At 71.9% G+C, this 19191-nt stretch carries 18 protein-coding genes; 15 read left to right on the top strand and 3 right to left on the bottom strand.

The annotated features are described in order from the left end of the window. Positions 1 to 86 precede the first annotated feature (86 nt). The 4 genes from mfd (at position 87) to GA0070561_RS02435 (ending at position 7337) form a co-directional block, all read left to right on the top strand. Positions 87 to 3719 (top strand): transcription-repair coupling factor, encoded by a 3633-nt coding sequence (gene mfd, locus GA0070561_RS02450; protein ID WP_091394284.1) that lies wholly within the window; start codon positions 87 to 89, stop codon positions 3717 to 3719. 143 nt (positions 3720 to 3862) lie between these two features. Next, positions 3863 to 4615, top strand: a complete 753-nt coding sequence (locus tag GA0070561_RS02445; protein ID WP_091394281.1) for a hypothetical protein — start codon at positions 3863 to 3865, stop codon at positions 4613 to 4615. 2 nt (positions 4616 to 4617) lie between these two features. Continuing rightward, positions 4618 to 5610 (top strand): nucleoside triphosphate pyrophosphohydrolase, encoded by a 993-nt coding sequence (locus GA0070561_RS02440; RefSeq protein WP_091394278.1) that lies wholly within the window; start codon positions 4618 to 4620, stop codon positions 5608 to 5610. 107 nt (positions 5611 to 5717) lie between these two features. Next, entirely contained in the window at positions 5718 to 7337 is a 1620-nt protein-coding gene (locus GA0070561_RS02435) for a DUF885 domain-containing protein (RefSeq protein ID WP_091394274.1), read from the top strand. Positions 7338 to 7362: 25 nt separating this feature from the next. Here the strand turns inward: GA0070561_RS02435 and nudC are convergent, their stop codons facing one another. After that, entirely contained in the window at positions 7363 to 8277 is a 915-nt protein-coding gene (gene nudC / locus GA0070561_RS02430) for an NAD(+) diphosphatase (RefSeq protein ID WP_167362328.1), read from the bottom strand. After that, positions 8274 to 8969 (bottom strand): hypothetical protein, encoded by a 696-nt coding sequence (locus tag GA0070561_RS02425; RefSeq protein WP_091394271.1) that lies wholly within the window; start codon positions 8967 to 8969, stop codon positions 8274 to 8276. Before GA0070561_RS02425 ends, nudC begins: the two co-directional genes overlap by 4 nt. Positions 8970 to 9182: 213 nt before the next feature. Here GA0070561_RS02425 and eno point away from each other — a divergent pair, with 213 nt between their 5' ends. From eno to GA0070561_RS02405, 4 genes are read left to right on the top strand one after another with little or no spacing between them, the layout of a single operon-like run. Further along, positions 9183 to 10466 carry a phosphopyruvate hydratase gene (gene eno, locus GA0070561_RS02420; protein ID WP_091394269.1) on the top strand — a complete coding sequence of 428 codons (1284 nt, stop codon included), beginning with the start codon at positions 9183 to 9185 and terminating at the stop codon, positions 10464 to 10466. Positions 10467 to 10498: 32 nt separating this feature from the next. Further along, positions 10499 to 11137, top strand: a complete 639-nt coding sequence (locus GA0070561_RS02415) for an FtsB family cell division protein (RefSeq protein ID WP_091397199.1) — start codon at positions 10499 to 10501, stop codon at positions 11135 to 11137. Positions 11138 to 11171: 34 nt separating this feature from the next. Continuing rightward, positions 11172 to 11729: a DUF501 domain-containing protein gene (locus GA0070561_RS02410; protein ID WP_091397196.1), complete on the top strand. Its 558-nt coding sequence runs from the start codon at positions 11172 to 11174 to the stop codon at positions 11727 to 11729. After that, positions 11726 to 12262: an amino-acid N-acetyltransferase gene (locus GA0070561_RS02405; RefSeq protein WP_091397193.1), complete on the top strand. Its 537-nt coding sequence runs from the start codon at positions 11726 to 11728 to the stop codon at positions 12260 to 12262. The genes GA0070561_RS02410 and GA0070561_RS02405 overlap by 4 nt, the downstream gene beginning before the upstream one ends. A gap of 1 nt (position 12263) precedes the next feature. Here GA0070561_RS02405 and GA0070561_RS02400 read toward each other — a convergent pair whose 3' ends face one another. Next, complete coding sequence (locus tag GA0070561_RS02400; RefSeq protein ID WP_244166032.1) at positions 12264 to 13154, bottom strand: CE1 family esterase; 891 nt, start codon at positions 13152 to 13154, stop codon at positions 12264 to 12266. A gap of 97 nt (positions 13155 to 13251) precedes the next feature. Between GA0070561_RS02400 and GA0070561_RS02395 the strand changes: the two genes are divergently transcribed. The 7 genes from GA0070561_RS02395 to GA0070561_RS02365 all read left to right on the top strand — a co-directional run bounded on the left by GA0070561_RS02395 (position 13252) and on the right by GA0070561_RS02365 (position 19175). Further along, positions 13252 to 14292 carry an ArsR/SmtB family transcription factor gene (locus GA0070561_RS02395; RefSeq protein WP_091394266.1) on the top strand — a complete coding sequence of 347 codons (1041 nt, stop codon included), beginning with the start codon at positions 13252 to 13254 and terminating at the stop codon, positions 14290 to 14292. 22 nt (positions 14293 to 14314) lie between these two features. Then, positions 14315 to 15244 (top strand): Ppx/GppA phosphatase family protein, encoded by a 930-nt coding sequence (locus GA0070561_RS02390; RefSeq protein WP_091394262.1) that lies wholly within the window; start codon positions 14315 to 14317, stop codon positions 15242 to 15244. Positions 15245 to 15525: 281 nt separating this feature from the next. Continuing rightward, on the top strand, positions 15526 to 15858 hold the full coding sequence (locus GA0070561_RS02385) for a PadR family transcriptional regulator (protein ID WP_091394259.1): 333 nt from the start codon (positions 15526 to 15528) through the stop codon (positions 15856 to 15858). Then, positions 15855 to 16874 (top strand): HAAS signaling domain-containing protein, encoded by a 1020-nt coding sequence (locus GA0070561_RS02380; protein WP_091394256.1) that lies wholly within the window; start codon positions 15855 to 15857, stop codon positions 16872 to 16874. The genes GA0070561_RS02385 and GA0070561_RS02380 overlap by 4 nt, the downstream gene beginning before the upstream one ends. A gap of 130 nt (positions 16875 to 17004) precedes the next feature. After that, positions 17005 to 17556: an LppU/SCO3897 family protein gene (locus tag GA0070561_RS02375; RefSeq protein WP_091394253.1), complete on the top strand. Its 552-nt coding sequence runs from the start codon at positions 17005 to 17007 to the stop codon at positions 17554 to 17556. A 199-nt stretch (positions 17557 to 17755) separates the two neighbouring features. Then, positions 17756 to 18442 carry a dienelactone hydrolase family protein gene (locus tag GA0070561_RS02370; RefSeq protein WP_091394251.1) on the top strand — a complete coding sequence of 229 codons (687 nt, stop codon included), beginning with the start codon at positions 17756 to 17758 and terminating at the stop codon, positions 18440 to 18442. A 19-nt stretch (positions 18443 to 18461) separates the two neighbouring features. Beyond that, on the top strand, positions 18462 to 19175 hold the full coding sequence (locus GA0070561_RS02365) for a uracil-DNA glycosylase (protein WP_091394248.1): 714 nt from the start codon (positions 18462 to 18464) through the stop codon (positions 19173 to 19175). Positions 19176 to 19191: the final 16 nt, after the last annotated feature.

Raw genomic sequence — 19191 nt, 5'->3', positions numbered from 1 at the left:
CGGGGATAGGCTTGCGTCATGCACCCCCCGTCCGGCTGGACGAGGGGCCGCCGTCGTGTGCGTCGACTCCCCGGGAAGGATTTCCCTTGCTCACCGGTCTGTTCACCGCCGCCCTGGCCGACCCCGGGCTGACCCGGGCGCGTGACCTGGCGCGCTCCGGTGCCGCCCAGGTCGACGGCCTCGACATCACCGCCCCGGCGGCGCTGCGCCCGTTCGCCGTCGCGGCGGTCGCCGCGGACAACGACGGTGCCGGGCGACCGGTGCTGGCGGTGACCGCCACCACCCGGGAGGCCGACGACCTGGCCGCCGCGCTGGGCGGGTTGCTGCCGGCCGAGCAGGTAGTGGTCTTCCCCTCCTGGGAGACGCTGCCGCACGAGCGGCTGTCCCCCCGCTCCGACACGGTCGGCCGGCGGCTGGCCGTGCTGCGCCGGCTGGCGCACCCGGAGGCGACCGACGCGCACGGCGGCACCGGGCCACTGCGAGTGGTCGTGGCCCCGGTCCGTTCGCTGCTCCAGCCGCAGTTGAAGGGGCTCGGCGATCTGGAGCCGGTGCAGCTCGCCGCCGGCGAGGAGGCCGACCTGGAAGAGGTCGCCCGCCGGCTGATCGACATGGCGTACGCCCGGGTCGACCTGGTCACCAAGCGCGGTGAGTTCGCGGTGCGCGGCGGCATCCTGGACGTCTTCCCGCCCACCGACGAGCACCCGTCGCGGGTCGAGTTCTGGGGCGACGAGGTGGAGGAGATCCGCACCTTCGCCGTCGCCGACCAACGGACCATCGAGCAGGTTCCGCTGCTCTGGGCACCGCCCTGTCGGGAGCTGCTGCTCACCCCGGCGGTCCGCGACCGGGCCGCCGCGCTCGCCGAGCAGCACCCCGAGCTGGCCGAGATCCTCGACAAGCTGGCCGAGGGCATCCCGGTGGAGGGGATGGAGTCGCTGGCCCCGGTGCTGGTCGGCCCCGACTCGCTGGAGCTGCTGCTGGACGCCATGCCGGCCGGCACCCACGTCCTGCTCTGCGACCCGGAACGGATCCGCACGCGGGCGCACGACCTGGTGCGTACCTCGGAGGAGTTCCTGCAGGCCAGCTGGGCCGCCGCCGCGGTCGGCGGCCAGGCCCCGGTGGACGTCGGCGCCGCCGCCTTCCGCACCCTCGGCGAGGTACGCGCCGCCGCGGGCAGGCTCGGCCAGCCGTGGTGGACGCTGTCCCCGTTCGGATTGGTCAATGGGGAGACCGCGGAGACGCGGCAGCCCTGGGAGGACGCGCCCGAGCAGGCCGCCGTCACTCCGGACGACGCCATCGCGGTGACCCTGTCCGCCCAACCGGCGCCGCTCTATCACGGCGAGACCTCGCGGGTGGTCGAGGACCTCAAGCGCTGGGCCGGCGAAGGTTGGTCGATCGCGCTGGTCTTCGAGGGGCACGGCCCCGCCCAGCGGGCGGTGGAGGTGCTGCGCGACGCCGGCCTGGGTGCCCGGTTGACCGAGGAGGTGCCGACCGCGCCCGTCCCCGGCGAGCTGGTGGTCACCTGTGGTGCGCTGAGCAGCGGGTTCGTCGACGAGGCGTCCCGTTTCGTGCTGCTCACCGGCAACGACGTGACCGGCGGTCGGGGCACCTCGACGCGGGACATGCGCAAGATGCCGAGCCGGCGGCGCAACACCATCGACCCGCTGGAGTTGAAGGCCGGCGACCACGTGGTGCACGAGCAGCACGGCATCGGCCGCTACGTCGAGCTGGTGCAGCGCACAGTCAACGGCGCCAGCCGGGAATACCTCGTCATCGAGTACGCGGCCAGCAAGCGGGGCCAGCCCGGCGACCGGTTGTTCGTGCCGACCGACCAGCTCGACCAGCTCTCCCGCTACGTGGGCGGTGAGCAGCCGACCCTGCACAAGATGGGCGGCTCGGACTGGCAGAAGTCCAAGGCCCGGGCTCGCAAGGCGGTCCGGGAGATCGCCGCGCAGCTCATCCAGCTCTACGCCGCCCGCAAGGCGTCCAAGGGGCACTCGTTCGGCCCGGACACCCCGTGGCAGCGCGAGCTGGAGGACGCCTTCCCCTGGCAGGAGACGCCGGACCAGCTCGCCGCGATCGACGAGGTCAAGCGGGACATGGAGCAGACCGTTCCGATGGACCGGCTGATCTGTGGTGATGTCGGCTACGGCAAGACCGAGATCGCGGTCCGGGCGGCGTTCAAGGCGGTGCAGGACGGTAAGCAGGTGGCGGTGCTGGTGCCGACCACCCTGCTGGTTCAGCAGCACTACAACACGTTCGCCGAGCGGATGAGCCAGTTCCCGGTCCAGATCCGGCAGTTGTCGAGGTTCCAGACCCCGAAGGAGACCGAGCGGACGCTGGAGATGGTCGCCGACGGCACCGTCGACATCGTCATCGGTACGCACCGGCTGTTGCAGACGGCGACCCGCTTCAAGCAGCTCGGTCTGGTGATCGTCGACGAGGAGCAGCGCTTCGGTGTCGAGCACAAGGAGCACCTGAAGACGCTGCGCGCGTCGGTCGACGTGCTCAGCATGTCGGCCACCCCGATCCCGCGCACCCTGGAGATGGCGATCACCGGCATCCGGGAGATGTCCACCATCGCCACCCCGCCGGAGGAGCGGCACCCGGTGCTCACCTTCGTCGGCGCGCAGGACGACCGGCAGGTGGCCGCGTCCATCCACCGTGAGCTGCTCCGCGACGGGCAGGTCTTCTACCTGCACAACCGGGTCGAGTCGATCGACCGGGCGGCACGGCGGCTGCGGGAGCTGGTGCCCGAGGCGCGGGTGGCGGTGGCGCACGGCCAGATGGGCGAGGACGCCCTGGAGAAGGTCATGGTCGGCTTCTGGGAGAAGGAGTTCGACGTCCTGGTCTGCACCACGATCGTCGAGTCGGGCATCGACATCCCGAACGCCAACACGCTGATCGTGGAGCGGGCCGACCTGCTCGGCCTGGCCCAGCTGCACCAGATCCGGGGCCGGGTCGGCCGGGGCCGGGAGCGGGCGTACGCCTACTTCCTCTACCCGCCGGAGAAGCCGCTCACCGAGCACGCGCACGAGCGGTTGGCGACCATCGCCCAGCACACCGAGTTGGGCGCCGGCATGTACGTGGCGATGAAGGACCTGGAGATCCGGGGCGCCGGCAACCTGCTCGGTGGCGAGCAGTCCGGGCACATCGAGGGCGTCGGCTTCGACCTGTACGTGCGGATGGTCGGCGAGGCGGTCTCCGCGTTCAAGGGTGAGCGGCCGGAGGAGGAGACCGACGTCAAGATCGACCTGCCGGTCGACGCGCACCTGCCACATGACTACGTGAGCGTGGAGCGGCTGCGCCTAGAGATGTACCGCAAGCTCGCCGAGGCGCGCGACGAGGAGCGGCTGGCCGAGGTGATCGCCGAGATGACCGACCGGTACGGCGAGCCGCCGGCCCCGGTGCAGAACCTGGTGGAGGTGGCCCGGTTCCGTCTGCTGGCCCGCCGCTACGGCCTGACCGACGTGTCGATGCAGGGCAAGCACGTACGGTTCGGCCCGCTGCCGTTGCCGGATTCGAAGCAGTTGCGGCTCAAGCGCTACCACCCGGATGCCGTCTACAAGCAGGCCACCGACCAGGTCAGCGTGCCCCGACCGACCACCCGTCGGATCGGTGGCGAGCCGCTGCGTGACCAGGCGCTGCTCCAGTGGTGCGCCCAACTGCTCTCCGATGTGCTCGGTGCTCCCGCCCCACTCGCCGTGGCCGCGAGCGCCTGAGCCGTCACCGTGGCCGCGGGCGCCTGAGCTGACGGTGTGCTCTCGACCAGGGACGGTCGCGCGTCGGCGCCGTCCCTGGTCGTGCGATGAGCGACGGTGGGGGGTGTCACAACCCCGGGTGACGGCGTGAGAGAGTGACGGCTATGCGTGCTCGCCGTCTTGCCGCCGTCGCCACTGTGGCGCTCGGCCTCGTCGCCCTCTCCGGTTGTCGTGCTGAGCCTGGTATCGCCGCTTACATCGGTGACCAGCGCATCACCGACGTTCAGGTCACCACCGCGATGAAGGACCTGCGGACGAAGAACCCGGCGCCGGAGTCATCCGCCAGTGGGCAGCCCGAGGCGCCGCAACCGGCCCTGCCCAAGGTGGCCGACGTGGTTCGGACCATGGTGCTGACCAAGGTGTGCGAGAAGCTCTCCGCCGAGAAGAACTACCAGCCGCGCGGCCAGGTGGCGGCCGACCAGGCCGCCCAGCAGCTCGGTCTCGACCCGGAGACCGGGCACGTGCGGGAGGTGGCGAAGCTCTTCACCTGCCTGTCCGGGTTGCCGGCCGAGCCGGTCGAGCCGACCAAGGAGGAGATCGCGGACGTGATCGCCGCCGGGCGTGCGGCCGGCAAGATCCCGGCTGAGGTGACCGATGCGGACGCCGCCCAGCAGCTCGACGGCGAGCAGCTACGCGGCGCGCTGGCGACCAAGCGGATCCTGGCCGAGGCGGTCGGTCGTTACGACGTCACCGTCAGCCCTCGGTACCGTCCGCTTGAGTTCCCGCTGCTCAGCTTCGCCGGTGACGCACCCGCGGTGAGTGTGCCGTTGGGTGAGCCGGCCTCCGACGCGGTCACTGACATTTCCACCCCGGAGGGGCCGACCGGGACGCCGGAGGCCGAGGGCACGGCCAGCTGAGCATGACCGCACGGATCGTTCTCCTGGTCACCTCACCCCGGTTGCCCGCCGGCCTGCTGACGGCTGCGGCCTGGGACGTCGTACGCCAGCACCCGGTGTTGACCGGCGCGGACAGCGAGTTGACCACGGCGGTGCGCCAGGCGGGCGCCGAGGTCACAGTGGTGGACGGTCCGGCGACGCAGCCGTTGCTGGACGCGGTGGCGACGCACGGCACTGTGGTGTGGCTGGCCGGTCCGGCCGGTGACGAGGCGCTGGCCCGGGAGTTGGGTCTGCGGCTGGCCCGGCAGCCCGGGTTGGCCGAGATGGAGTTGATGTACGGCTCGTGGGATCCGCCGGGTGCCCGGCTGCTCGACGCGGTGGCCGTGCTGGATCGACTGGCCTCTCCGGGTGGCGACCCGTGGAAGCGGGCGCAGACGCACCGCAGCCTCGCCGGTTACCTGCTGGAGGAGAGCTACGAGGCGTACGACGCCATCAGCGCCGACGACACCGACGCGCTGCGCGAGGAGTTGGGCGACGTGTTGTTGCAGGTGGTGCTGCACGCGCGGCTTGCCGAGGAGCTGCCCGAGGACGAGCGGTGGACCATCGACGACGTGGCCGGTGGGCTGGTCGACAAGATGATCCGGCGTAATCCGCACGTCTTCGCCGGTGCCGAGGCGGGCACCCTGGAGGAGATCACCGAGAACTGGGAGCGGATCAAGCGTGCGGAGAAGGCACGGCACTCGGTGTTGGACGGCGTGGCCCTGAGTCAGCCCGCGCTGGCCCTGGCAACGCAGATCCTCGGCCGCGCCGCCCGCAGGGGCATCGAGGTTCCGCCCCCGTTGGCGGACACCCAGGTGGACGCCGAAGCGCGACTGGGTGCCAGCCTGCTGGCAACGGTCGCCGCGGCCCGCGAGGCAGGCATCGACCCCGAGGCAGCTCTCCGCCGCGCCACCCTCGCCTACGCCGAAGCCATCCGCCAAGCCGAACCCCCACCCCCACCCGCCAGCTCGCGTTGATCATGAAGTTATTGCTCCGACACGCCGAGGTGGATGGCAATAACTTCATGATCGACGGGGTGGGTGAAACCGGCGGCGGGAGGTGGGGCGGTCGGTAGGGTGGGGCGGTGGAAGCGTTTGGGGTGCTGGCTGAGCGGGTTGTCGAGGCTTTACTGGAGTCGCGGCCGGGGGTTGCCACCGCCGCCGGGGACCACCGGTTCGACGACCGACTGCCGGACCTGTCCGCCGACGGGCTGACCGCCGATCGGTCGATGCTCTCCGACGCGGCCAACGCACTGTCCGAACTGGACCCGGACTCGCTCGACGTCGACGAGCAGGTCGACCACGCGCTGCTCACCTCATTCGTGGACCGGGAGCTGTTCGAGCTGACCGAGATCCGCTCGCACGAGTGGGATCCGCTGCGGCACAACCCCGGCCCGCTGCTGCACCCGCTGCTGGCCCGACCGTACGCCCCCGCGGACGTGCGGCTGACCCAACTGGCCGGCCGGCTCGCCGCCGTACCGGACGCCCTCGCCACCGCCCGCGCGACGCTGCGGGACATGCCGCGCATCCACGCGGAGACGGCGGTCGGGCAGTTCACCGGCACGGCCGCGCTGATCCGCGACGAGCTGCCGCCGTTGCTCGCCCAGGCGCCGGGCCACCTGGACCGGGTCGAGCCGGCGGCCACCGCCGCGATCGCCGCGCTGGAGGAGTTCGTCGCCTGGCTGCGCACCGGCCTGGCCGCCGATGCCGGCCCCGGCCGTGACCCGCGACTGGGCCGGCGCCGCTGGGAGGCCCGGCTCTGGCACACCCTCGACACCGAGTTGGGCGCCGCCGAGATCCAGCGTCGAGCCTGGGCCAACCTGGACCGGGTCACCGCGGAGATCCGCGAGGCGGCCGTCGAGCTGGTCGGTGGTCCAGCCGACGACGCGACCGTACGGCGGGCGTTGGACCTGCTCGCCGGCGAGCACCCGAACGACGCGACGATCGTCGAGCTGGCCGGGGTGACCCTGGACGAGGCGACCGACTTCGTCCGCGCACACGACCTGGTCACACTGGTCGACGACCGGTGCGTGATCCAGGAGATGCCGGAGTTCGCCAGGGGGGTCGCGGTGGCGTACTGCGACGCGCCCGGCCCGCTGGAGACCGCCGTCGTGCCGACCTTCTACTGCATCGCTCCCACCCCGTCGGAGTGGCCGGCACAGCGGGTCGAGTCGTTCTACCGCGAATACAACGACCACATGATCCGCAACCTCACGGTGCACGAGGCGATGCCGGGGCACTTCCTCCAGCTCGCCCACGCCCGACGCTACGTCGGTGGGACGCGGGTCCGCGCGCTGGCCGAGTCCGGCCCGTTCATCGAGGGCTGGGCGGTCTACGCGGAGGAGGTGATGACGGGGCTCGGCTTCGGTGGTCTGCCGGTGCGGTTGCAGCAGCTCAAGATGCAACTGCGGATGACCATCAACGCGCTCCTCGACCAGTTGGTGCACGCCGAGGACCTGCCCGAGGCCGAGGCGATGGCGTTGATGACCGGGCGCGGCTTCCAGGAGGAGGGCGAGGCGGCCGGCAAGTGGCGGCGCGCCCAACTCACCTCCACCCAGCTCTCCACCTACTTCGTCGGGTACAGCGAGGTGGCCGAGATCGCCGCCGCCCGCCCCGATGGGGTGTCGGTCCGCGACTGGCACGACGCGATGCTCGCCCACGACTGCCCGCCCCCGCGCCACCTGCGCACCCTGCTCGGTCTCTGAGGAGAAACGCCGGGCCGCGCGGGTTTCAGCGCCGCCCGGCGGTCACCGTCGCGTCGATGAGCCAGCGCGAGATGGAGTACGCGGGCGGCAGTTGCGCCGGCAGCGCATCCAGGCCGAACCACTGAGCCCTGGTCAGCTCCCGCCCGTCGACCACCGGCTCGGCGTGCGGGTCGGCGGCACGGGCGGTGAAGCCGGCGAGCAGCACGCCCGGGCCGGAGATCGCCCACGGTTGGCTGCCGAAGTAGGCCAGCCGGTCGACGGGCAGCCCGACCTCCTCACCGACCTCCCGGTGTACCGCCGCCTCAAGTGTCTCGCCCGCCTCGACGAAGCCGGCCACCAGCGCCCACAGCCCGGTCGGACCGGTGGCGTGCCGGACCAGCAGCAGCTCGTCAACGTGGCCGGGCGGGCCGGGCCGGGTGATCGCCACCAGTACGGCGGCGGAGAGCTGCATCGGCACGTACAGGCCGCAGTCGGGGCACTGTCGGGCGGTCTCGCCGGGTCGGTCGGTCAGTTCCGCTCGGCAGGCGCCGCACCACCGGTGGGTACGCCGCCAGGTCAGCACCGCCAACGCCCGGCCGGCGAGCGTGGCGTGCGGCTCCGGCACCTCGGCGGCGAGTGACGCCCAGCCGCGCGCCCGGCCAGGACTGTCGTCGGCGCTGGTCAGGTCGGCGCCCCAGGCGGGCACTCCGTCGAGCGTGCCCAGCGGCACCCACTCGGTGTCGGCGGGCAGGTCGGCGACGCGGAGGAGTTGACCGTCGACGCCGGTCAGCAGCTTCGCGCCGGTCACCGGCAGGGCCAGGTCGCCGGGGCCGGGAGGCCGGCTCCGATCGGCCCCGGGCAGGAACCCGCCGGGCGGCGCGGGCGCGATCCCGCCGGGCGTTCCGGACGCGATCCCGCCGGGCGGCGCGACGGTTGTGGGCTCGGCCGGTGGCTCGGTCACGAGCCGCCGGGGCGGCGGTCGACGACGTCGGCGTCGGCGGGCGGTTCGAACGCGCCCTCGTCGACGGTCGCGGTGTAGCTGCTCAGTGCCAGCTCCATCGGCTTGCCGTCGACAGGCCCGGTGAAGCTGCCGAGCACGCCCTCGGTGGTCACGCAGGCGGTGAAGTCGCCCGACGACGAACTCTCCACCGCGACACAGGCGGCGTGGTGCCCGGCGACGGTGGTGTCGCTCTGCTTGATGACCGCCTGCGGGTCGAGCGCGGCGGCGGTGAGCAGCCCGACAACCACCGGCGGCGTGACGAGGCCCTGCTGGTTGGCCTCGCCGAACAGCGTCACGGTGGGCTTGCTGCCCGGGGTGGGCGGTGTGATCAGCGTGCACTGCGGGCGGGCGCCGGTCGTCGTGCACCGGGTGATGGCCTCCGGGGTGACGGTGAGTTGCCCGCCCGGATAGGTGTACGTGGATCGCGCCGGGTCCTGTGCCTGCACGATCGCGGCGCGTTGGCCGCCGGGCAACTGGTAGTCGGCCGAGTAGGTCAACTCCAGTGCCCGATCGAGCCGGGCGGCGAGGTCGTTGACGAGTTCCGAGCGGCCCATGGCGACTCCGGCGTCCTCGAATGTCTGACAGCCGGTGACCGTGAGCGACGCGATGACCGACACGGCGAGCATGCGGAGGGTGGTCGAGGCGGCGGGCATGGCGACCAGCCTGGTGGATCTGGTCCGCGCAGCGCAAACCCGTTGCCGGTTGACGCCCGGAAATCCGGGAATGTCCGTCAACGCGGGGCGACCCGGGTGCGCGGGCGACGCCGTGCCCGTTCGCGCCGCCCGATACGCTGCGTTCAACACCTGCCTCAGCCGCACCGTCGCGGCCCACCCACGGACCGGATCACAACAACGAGGAGCGACTTAGTGGCAACCATCGAGGGAATCGTCGCCCGGGAGATTCTCGACTCGCGGGGCAACCCGACGGTCGAGGTCGAGGTCGGTCTGGACGACGGCACGGTAGCCCGCGCCGCCGTGCCCTCCGGCGCCTCCACCGGCGCCTTCGAGGCGATCGAGCTGCGCGACGGTGACGCCGACCGCTACCAGGGCAAGGGCGTGGAGAAGGCGGTCTCCAACGTCGAAGACAAGATCGTCGACCAGATCATCGGGTACGAGGCCAGCGAGCAGCGGCTGATCGACCAGAAGATGCTCGACATCGACGGCACGGAGAGCAAGTCGGAGCTGGGCGCGAACGCCATCCTCGGGGTCTCCCTGGCGGTGGCGAAGGCCGCTGCCGGCAGCGCCGAGCTGAGCCTCTTCCGCTACCTGGGCGGCCCGAACGCGCACCTCCTGCCCGTGCCGATGATGAACATCCTCAACGGTGGCGCGCACGCCGACTCGAACGTCGACATCCAGGAGTTCATGATCGCGCCGATCGGCGCGCCCACCTTCCGTGAGGCGCTGCGCTCGGGCGCGGAGGTCTACCACGCGCTGAAGTCGGTGCTGAAGAAGAAGGGCCTCTCCACCGGGCTCGGCGACGAGGGTGGCTTCGCGCCGAACCTGCCGACGAACGCGGCGGCTCTGGACCTGATCGCCGAGGCGGTCGAGAAGGCCGGTTACCGGCTCGGCACCGACATCGTGTTCGCGCTCGACGTGGCGGCCACGGAGTTCTTCGACAACGGCACCTACACGTTCGAGGGTGCCGCGAAGTCCGCCGAGGAGATGAGCACCTACTACACGAAGCTGGCCGACGAGTACCCGATCGTGTCGATCGAGGACCCGCTGGCCGAGGACGACTGGAGCGGCTGGCAGACGCTGACCGCCTCGATCGGCGACCGGGTGCAGATCGTCGGTGACGACCTGTTCGTGACCAACCCGCAGCGCATCGCCCGCGGCATCGCGGAGAAGGCGGCGAACGCGGTTCTCGTCAAGGTCAACCAGATCGGCTCGCTGACCGAGACCCTGGACGCGGTGGACCTGGCCCACCGGGCCGGCTTCAAGTGCATGATGAGCCACCGCTCCGGCGAGACCGAGGACACCACCATCGCCGACCTGGCGGTGGCCACCGGCTGCGGCCAGATCAAGACCGGCGCCCCGGCCCGCTCGGACCGTGTCGCCAAGTACAACCAGCTGCTCCGGATCGAGGAGGAGCTGGCCGACGCGGCGCGCTACGCCGGCGCTGGCGCGTTCCCGCGCTACCGTTCGGCCTGAGACGCACGAAGCCTCGGGGGAGGGGTGTGACGATGCAGCAGCGCCGCACACCGGGTGGTCAGCGTCCCGCCCGCCGACCGGGTCAGTCCGGTCGGCCGGGCGGCGGGCGCGCCACGCGGGGATCGGTCCGGGAGGCCGGTGTACGCGCCGAGCCGCGCGCAGCCGGTCGCGCGCCGGGTGCTGCCCGCGGCGCCGAAGGCGTGCGCTCCGCGAATCGTCCCGCCGCCGCTCGGCGTACCGCTGCCGCTGGTTCCGTGAAGCGGCTCGCCGCACCCCACCCCCGTCGCTTCACCGGCCGGGCCACAGTGCTGTTCGCGGTCCTGATCGCGCTCGCTCTGGCCTACACCTATCCGGTCCGGGTCTACCTGGACCAGCAGGCCGACATCGAGCGGATGGAGGCGGCCCAGGCGGTGCAGGAGCGGGAGATCGCGAAGCTCGCCGCCGAGGCCGCCAACTGGAAAGACCCCGAGTACATCAAGACGCAGGCTCGGGAGCGGTTCTTCATGGGCCGGCCCGGCGAGAAGATGATGGTGGTGCTGCACGACCCGGAGGGCGCCGCCCGGGACGCCGGAAAGTCGGCCGGTTCGGCCGCGCCGGCCGGGCCGGAGACCTGGTACGACACGCTCTGGTCGAGCGTGCGGGCGGCGGACAGCCAGCAGCCGGGCCAGTGATCCACCGACCAGCACACCAGGAGAGATGGGCACCGTGACTGTCGTACCACCGTCGGAGCCGGCGGCGGATTCCGTTCCCCTGCCGCAGCGCGAGCCGGCCACCGAGGCGGACCTGGCCGCGGTGGCCGCGCAGCTCGGCCGGACGCCCCGGGGCACCCGGGCGGTGGCCCACCGGTGCCCGTGTGGCCTTCCGGACGTGGTGGAGACGACCCCCCGCCTCGCCGACGGCACCCCGTTCCCGACGCTCTACTACCTGACCTGCCCCCGGGCCACCGCTGCGTGCAGCCGACTGGAGTCGGCGGGGCTGATGAAGGAAATGGCGGACCGGCTGACGACGGACCCGGAGTTGGCCGCCCACTACCGTGCCGCGCACGAGGACTACCTCACCCGCCGGGAGGCGATCGGCGAGGTGCCGGAGATCGCCGGCATCTCGGCGGGCGGGATGCCGGGCCGGGTGAAGTGCCTGCACGTGCACCTTGGCCACGCGCTGGGCGCCGGCCCCGGGGTGAACCCGTTCGGCGACGAGACGTTGGGCCTGGTCGAGCCCTGGTGGTCGGCGGGGCCGTGCGTGGACGTGCCGGCGGCCGAATGAGCACGCAGGCCGGGTCCGAGGCACCCGAGAGTCAGATTCTCGTACGGCGGGCCCGCACCGGGGACGTGCGGGGCATCCGACGGCTCGTCGACACCTACACCAACGACCGGCGGCTGCTGAGCAAGGCGACAGTCACCCTCTACGAGCAGGTGCAGGAGTTCCGGGTGGCGGTCCGCCCCACCGACGGCCTGGTGGTGGGTTGCGGTGCGCTGCACGTCATGTGGGAGGACCTGGCCGAGATCCGTACGGTCGCGGTGGACCCGGTCTGTCGAGGCCGGCGGATCGGGCACCGGCTGGTCGGCGAGCTGATCGACGCGGCCCGGGAGTTGGGGGTGGCACGGATCTTCGTGCTCACCTTCGAGACGCAGTTCTTCGGCGCGTTCGGTTTTCAGGAGATCGACGGCGCTCCGGTGCCGCAGCCGGTCTACGAGCAACTGCTGCGCTCGTACGACGAGGGTGTCGCGGAGTTCCTGGACCTGGAGCGGGTCAAGCCGAACACGCTGGGCAACAGCCGGATGCTGCTGCGCCTGTAGGTCAGGCCTTGCGGGGGTGGGCGGCGAAGAACTCCCACATCAGGTCGGTGGCGGACAGCCCCGCGGAGGATGCGGCGAGTTGGCCCGTTGTCGCTCCCGGCCAACTGTGGCCCATGTCGGCGATCGTGTAGACGTTGACGTCGCTGCCGTCCGCGCAGCCCGCCACCGTGTGCGTCACACCCGGCACCCCGGACGCCTTCGGGCTCGGCCGGCAGCCGAGCCGCTGCTGCCAGGTCCGCATGCCGGTCTGGAAGATGGAGGCGTAGCGGTCCTGGCCGCCGATGAAGGTGATCACGGAGACCGGGCTCTTCGGCACGTAGCTGTCGGCGGTGGTCAGATTTCCGCTGTAACCACCGCTGACCACCCCGATCGCGGCGAACCTGCCCGTGCTCTCCACAGCCGCCCGGAAGCTCATGTCGCCGCCGTTCGAGATGCCGGTGAGGAACACCCGGTTCGGGTCCGCGTGCCAGGTCTGCACCAGATGGTCGGTGAGGGCGTTGAGGAAGCCCACGTCGTCCGCGCCGCCGCAGCAGACCAGCGCGTTGAAGCCACCGCCCTGCCCGTCGGGGTAGGCGACCAGCACGTTGTCCTTGTCGGCTTTGACGTCCAGGCCCGCCAACTCCCGCATCGAGGATCCGAGGCCGGGATAGAAGTGCAGCGCGATGACCAGCGCGGAGGGCCTGCCCGGGTCGTACCCCGGGGGCGCGTGCAGCAGGTAGGTGCGGTCGAGTCCGTTGTGGTGCAGGGTGAGATGGTGGTCACCGGCCGCCGGTCGTTCGCTCGACGCGGACGGTGCGGCTGGCGGGGCCGACGAGGGTTGCCCCCGCTCACCACAAGCTGCGGCAACGACCATGAGGCAGAGCCCCGTCAACACCGCCACTGTTCGCCGCACGCCGGCCACCCCCCGTCGACCCCGCGGTCCACACTGGAGAGCGTTCGGCCACGGATCAACCCTTTCGGTCCTGGGCGAAGGCAGGCAGGCTGTTGCCATGCTTCGCCTCCAGCTCGGGTCGGCCGACCTGTGCCGGGTGCGGTTCGCCGATCGGCTGCATCCGGTCGGGATCGCGTTGCTGGCTGGTCAGTGGCTGCGCGATCCCACTGTCGCGGCGATGGCGCCGACCCTGGCCGAGCGTGCGGCAGCGGCCGAGGGCACGGCTGCCGCCCAGGCTGCCACCGCGGTCCTGCGGCATCTGCTGCCCGACCGGGGACGTCTGCCGGACTTCGTCACTCCCTTCGACGGCCTGGAGTCGGTGGAGGCCGGCCTGGAGGCGATCCGGGCCACCCCGACGCGGCGGGTCCGCGCCGAGGTCACCCTGGCGTACGCGGACACGTCGGCCAGCCCGCTGCGGCGGCGGTTCGCGGCGGCCGATCCGGAGGTGCTGGACCTGTTCGGCGGGGCCGTGCGGACCTGGTGCGACGCGGTGCTCGAACCGCACTGGGCCGAGCTGGTGTCCGCGTACCGTCAGCAGGTGGCGTCTGCCAGCCAGCGGCTGGCGCAGCATGGCCTGGCCAGTCTCTTCGCCGGGCTGCACCCGGGGATCCGGTGGCGGGATCCGGTGCTGGAAATACGGACGTGGTGGGACGGCGATCTCCCCGGCACCGGCCACGGGATCATCCTGCTGCCCTCCCCGTTGGCCGGGCCGCGGCCCCGGGTGCTCGTCGAGCAGGGTTACCCGATCCTGCTCGTCTACCCGGTGGTCATGCCCGCGGGCGGGGCTCCCGCCGACGACGATGCCCTCGGTCGGTTGCTCGGCGTCACCCGGGCGCTGGTGCTGCGCCGACTGGCGACCGACGGCGGGTTGACCACCACCGTGTTGTCCCGGGCGGTCGGGATCAGTCTCTCCTCGGCCTCGGAGCACGCCCGCGCACTGCGGACCGCCGGTCTGGTGACCAGCGAGCGGGAGGGTGGGGCCGTCCGGCATCACCTGACCGCGCTCGGGTTGGGGTTGTTGCGGGGCCCGTCGGGCGACCTGGGCGAGTCGTGGCCCACGCCCAACCAAGCCGCCGGGTGGCCGCCCGTGCTGCCGTAAGGTTGCTGCCGTGACGACGCGTGTGGCGGCCATCGACTGCGGGACCAACTCGATCCGACTGCTGGTCGCCGACCTGCCCGACGCCTCGGCCGGGCCGCAGGCGCCGCTGGTCGACCTGACCCGGCGGATGGAGATCGTCCGCCTGGGGCAGGGCGTGGACCGCACCGGCCGACTGGCGCCGGAGGCGATCGAGCGGACCCGGGTGGCGTTGGCGTCGTACGCCGCCGACATCGAGAAGCTGGGCGCGCAGCGGGTGCGGATGTGTGCCACCTCGGCCTCCCGCGATGCCGCCAACGCCGCCGACTTCACCGAGATGGTGCGGGCCACCCTCGGTGTCGCGCCCGAGGTGGTCAGCGGCGACGAGGAGGCCCGGCTGTCGTTCACGGGCGCGGTGCGCGGGCTGCCCGCCGACGCGAAGGAGCCGTTCCTGGTCGTCGACATCGGTGGTGGTTCCACCGAGTTCGTGGTCGGTGACCGGGCCGCCGGGGTGCGGTCGGCGATCTCGGTGGACATCGGCTGCGTCCGGATGACCGAGCGGCACCTGCCCGGTGACCCGCCGACGGCCGAGCAGGTCGAGGCGGCGCAGGCCGACATCGCTGCGGTGGTGGACCGGGCGCTCGCCGTGGTGCCCGGTCGCGAGGCGGCCACCCTTGTCGGCCTCGCCGGGTCGGTCACCACTGTGGTCGCGCTCGCGCAGGGCCTGCGGGAGTACGACCCGGAGCGCATCCACCACGCCCGGGTGTCGTACGAGGAGGTCGCCCGGGTGACAGCGGAGCTGCTGGGTCAGACCCGTGAACAGCGGTTGGCGAACCCGGTGATGCACCCGGGCCGCGCCGACGTCATCGGCGCCGGCGCCCTGGTGCTTCGCGTGATCATGGAGCGGGCCGGGATGCCGTCGGTGGTCGCCTCGGAGCACGACATCCTCGACGGCATCGCCTGGAGCCTCCAGTAAGCCACCGCGCGCTCGGAGCTTGATCAACTCGCCTTCATTGACGTCGCGGTGTCCGGGCAGCGTGGATGCCCCGACTTCCGGAAATCCGAGTCGATCAGCATCCCCGCGCATCCCCGCGCATCCCCGCGCATCCCCGCGCATCCCTGCGCATCCCTGCGCATCCCTGCGCATCCCTGCGCATCCCTGCGCATCCCCGCGCATCCCCGCGCATCCCCGCGTGGCCCGGCGTGTTGCGGCCGATGCGTTGACGCTACTTCGCATTACGCACTAGTGTGCAATGCGTGGACACCACACAGTTGTTGAAGGGCGTGCTTGATCTGGCCGTCCTGGCCGTGCTCCGAGAGGAGGACGGTTACGGTTACGACATCCTGCGCCGGCTGCGCGAGGCCGGCCTGGAGGAGGTCGGTGACGCCTCGGTCTACGGGACGCTGCGTCGCCTCTTCGCCGCTGGCCTGCTCACCACCTACGTCGTGCCGAGCGAATCCGGGCCGCACCGCAAGTACTACTCACTCAACGCCGCGGGGCGTGACCAGCTGACCCGCTCCGGCAAGCTCTGGCGCTCGTTCGCCACCACAATGGACACTCTGCTCGACGATCGGGGGATGGCGGCATGACCGTCGCGGAGCAGGAGATCACCGACTATGTGGCGCGGGTCCGGACCGCTCTGGCCGACCTGCCGCCCGGGCAACGCGACGAGTTGACCGAGGATCTCGCCGACCACCTCACCGAGGTCGCCGCCGAGGCCGAGGGCACCCTGGTCGAGCGGTTGGGTGAGCCCGAGACGTACGCCGCCGAGCTGCGCGCCGCGGCCGGCGCCGCGCCGGGCAGCGGGCGCAACCTCGACCAGCGGGTGGCGAGCGCGATGGCCCGGGTCCGCGGCCGGCTGCGCGCCATGGACACCCGGCTCGGCCCACCCCTGGGGTACGAGACGGCCAGCGACTTCCTCCGACTGTTGCGCCCGGCCTGGTGGGTGCTGCGCGGCTATCTGGCGGCGATGCTGGTCACGGTGATCACCACCGGTGGCGAATTCGGGCTGCTGCCGAGGTTCGGCGGTGAGCTGCTCGCCGGCCTGATCATGCTGATCGGCTTCGTGCTCGGCTCCATCTGGATCGGTCGCCGTTCGGCCCAGCTGACCCGCTGGCCGCGCTCGGTCGTGCAGGTCGCCAGCGTGGTGCTGGTGGTCTTCGCGTTCGCCGCGCTGATCCAGGCCGAGGACCGGATGCGCTACGGCGACTACGGCTACGACCAGACCGCTGTCGACAGCCAGTACGACCGGGTCCGGGACGTCTTCGTCTACGACAGCGAGGGCCGCCTGGTGGAGAACGCCCGGCTCTTCGACCAGAACGGCAATCCGATCCGGCTCGGCTACCCGGACTGCTTGGACGGCGCCTATGAAAAGCAGACGCTGCGGGCGTACCCGTACTGCCCGGAGCAGGCGCCCTTCGTGCCCCGCGCACCGGGCGCGCCCCTACCGCCGGTGTCGCCCACCAGCACGCCGGACCCGACCAGCACGCCAGACCCGAGCAGCACACCCGGGGAGACCGGAACGCCGCTGCCGACCGGTACGGCCACCGGCCTGCCGCCGAGCGGAACGCCAACCCCCACGCCCACCCCCACCCCGACGCGCTGAACCCCGGTGTGAACTGGATCATGCTGGCGAAGCTGGGAAATAGCTGAACGGACGAGGCGAGCGGGACGACACCGTAAATCAATGATCGTTACGGTGTCGTCTGCTCATCAACCCCTCGGAAGGAACCCCCGTGTCAGAGCAGGTCGCACCGCCCCCCGCGCCCGACGCCGCAACCCCTGAGCCGGCCGTCGAGACGCCGCAAGCGGCCGCGCCGCAGTCTGCCGCGCCGCAGCCGCAGCCGGCCGAGCAGCCGGCCGCCGAGCAGCAGCCGGCGACCGAGCCGAAGGCGGAGAAGTCCGGTGCGAAGAAGGCCATCGGCATCGTCGGTGCGGTCCTCGCCGTCGTCGTCATCGCCGGCCTGAAGTTCGGCGTCGCCTCGGCGATCGGCAACTACTTCAACAAGGACGAGACCGCAGCCGCCAAGACCGGCGACTGCATCGCCGAGCTGCCCGAGGTCACCGGCACCGAGCAGGAGGAGGTCGACGGCGCCAAGGTCGTCGAGTGCACCTCCACCGACGCGGCGTACAGCGTGGTCGGTCGGGTGGACGGCCAGAGCGAGGCTCAGGCCAAGTCCGACACCACCTGCACCCAGTTCTTCAAGGAGGGCCAGGAGGGGTACGTCTTCTCCAGCATCGAGCCGGGCAAGACGGGCTACGTGCTCTGCCTGACGAAGAAGGTCTGACCACAGCGGTAGCTCGGCATCGACGGCGGCGGGAGCGGACCCCGCCGCCGTCGGCGTACCCGGAGTCACCGGGGGGCGAACAGGAGGTGAATGCCACTGTTCCGGCGTCTTCCCGACGGCCGCGTGGCGTGGCAGGCTACCGGCACGTAGGACCACTGGGCGACCAGCCAACGATGACTGACCGCTAGGAGGACGGCCCATGGGCGAAATGGTGAGCTACCGCAGCAACGGGGGCACGAGCGAGGGGTATCTCGCGATACCCGCCAGCGGCACGGCCAGCCCCGCCGTCATCGTCATTCAGGAATGGTGGGGTCTGGTCCCGCACATCCGGTCGGTGGCGGACCGGTTCGCCGAGGCCGGCTTCGTCGCCCTCGCCCCGGACTTCTACCACGGTGAGACGACCAGCGAGCCGGACGAGGCGCAGCGGCTCCTGCTGGCGATGCGGATGGACGAGGCGGCGAAGGACATCGCCGGAGCGGCCGACTATCTCGCCGGGCGGCCCGAGGTCACCGGTAAGGTCGGTGCCGTGGGCTTCTGCGCCGGTGGCAGCCTGGCCCTCTGGTCGGCCACCATCTCCGAGCGGATCGTCGCGACCGCCGGTTTCTATCCCGTGCTGCCGTGGGAGTCGATGCGTCCCGACTGGGCCGACTACGCCGGCAAGGCAGCGGTCATCCACTGCTCCGAAGAGGACGGCACCTCAACCGACGAGGGCGTACAGACCGCCCGGCGGGCGATCGAGGAGGCCGGCGGCGACTGCCACCTCTACGACTACCCGGGCACCTCGCACGCCTTCTTCAACGACGACCGGCCGGAGGCGTTCGACCAGCGCGCCGCCGCCAGCGCCTGGGCCCGCACCCTGGAACTCTTCCGGGCCAAGCTTGGCTGAGACGCGTACCCCCGCACAGGTGGTCGCCCGCGCAGCGCGGGCGACCGACCTGGCCGACCTCGACGCGGCGGTGAGCGACTGTTTCGCCTGCCCGCGGCTGGTCCAGTGGCGGGAGGAGGTCGCCCGCACCCGCCGGGCCGCCTTCCGCGACCAGGAGTACTGGGGTCGGCCGGTGCCCGGCCTCGGCGCGGGTGACGCCCGGATCGCCATCCTCGGGCTGGCGCCCGCCGCACACGGCGGCAACCGCACCGGCCGGATCTTCACCGGTGACCGGTCGGGTGACGTGCTGTTCGCCGCGCTGCACCGGGCCGGGCTGGCCAACCAGCCGACCAGCGTCGCCGCCGACGACGGGCTCACAGTGCGCGACCTGCGGATCTTCTCGGCCGTCCGGTGTGCGCCGCCGGACAACAAGCCGACGCCAGTGGAACGGGACACCTGCGCACCCTGGCTGCACCGCGAGGTCACGTTGATCCGGCCCACGCTGCGGGTCGTGGTCGCGCTGGGCGCGTTCGCCTGGGCCGCGTGGTGGCCGGTGCTCAATGCGGTGTACGGGCAGCGCCCGCCCAGCCCGCGACCGGCGTTCGGTCATGGGGCACACTGGTCCGGCACGAACGCTCCGGACTTGCTCGGCTGCTACCACGTCAGTCAGCAGAACACCTTCACCGGGCGGTTGACACCAGGGATGTTGGACGACGTCTTCGGCCAGGCTAAACAGCTGGCCGGAGTGGACTGAGACGACGCGTGGGGTG

The organism is Micromonospora saelicesensis, assembly GCF_900091575.1.
Lineage (GTDB): Bacteria > Actinomycetota > Actinomycetes > Mycobacteriales > Micromonosporaceae > Micromonospora > Micromonospora saelicesensis.
The sequence above is the reverse complement of the archived record's forward strand: the minus strand, read 5'-3'. Positions and strand labels throughout refer to the sequence as shown.

Bases quoted from the DNA above. Each gene is read 5' to 3' on its own strand.
- GA0070561_RS02445 (WP_091394281.1), top strand. From the start codon at position 3,863: ATGCGTGCTCGCCGTCTTGCCGCCGTCGCCACTGTGGCGCTCGGCCTC.
- GA0070561_RS02440 (WP_091394278.1), top strand. From the start codon at position 4,618: ATGACCGCACGGATCGTTCTCCTGGTCACCTCACCCCGGTTGCCCGCC.
- GA0070561_RS02425 (WP_091394271.1), bottom strand. From the start codon at position 8,969: ATGCCCGCCGCCTCGACCACCCTCCGCATGCTCGCCGTGTCGGTCATC.
- GA0070561_RS02415 (WP_091397199.1), top strand. From the start codon at position 10,499: ATGCAGCAGCGCCGCACACCGGGTGGTCAGCGTCCCGCCCGCCGACCG.
- GA0070561_RS02405 (WP_091397193.1), top strand. From the start codon at position 11,726: ATGAGCACGCAGGCCGGGTCCGAGGCACCCGAGAGTCAGATTCTCGTA.
- GA0070561_RS02395 (WP_091394266.1), top strand. From the start codon at position 13,252: ATGCTTCGCCTCCAGCTCGGGTCGGCCGACCTGTGCCGGGTGCGGTTC.
- GA0070561_RS02380 (WP_091394256.1), top strand. From the start codon at position 15,855: ATGACCGTCGCGGAGCAGGAGATCACCGACTATGTGGCGCGGGTCCGG.
- GA0070561_RS02370 (WP_091394251.1), top strand. From the start codon at position 17,756: ATGGGCGAAATGGTGAGCTACCGCAGCAACGGGGGCACGAGCGAGGGG.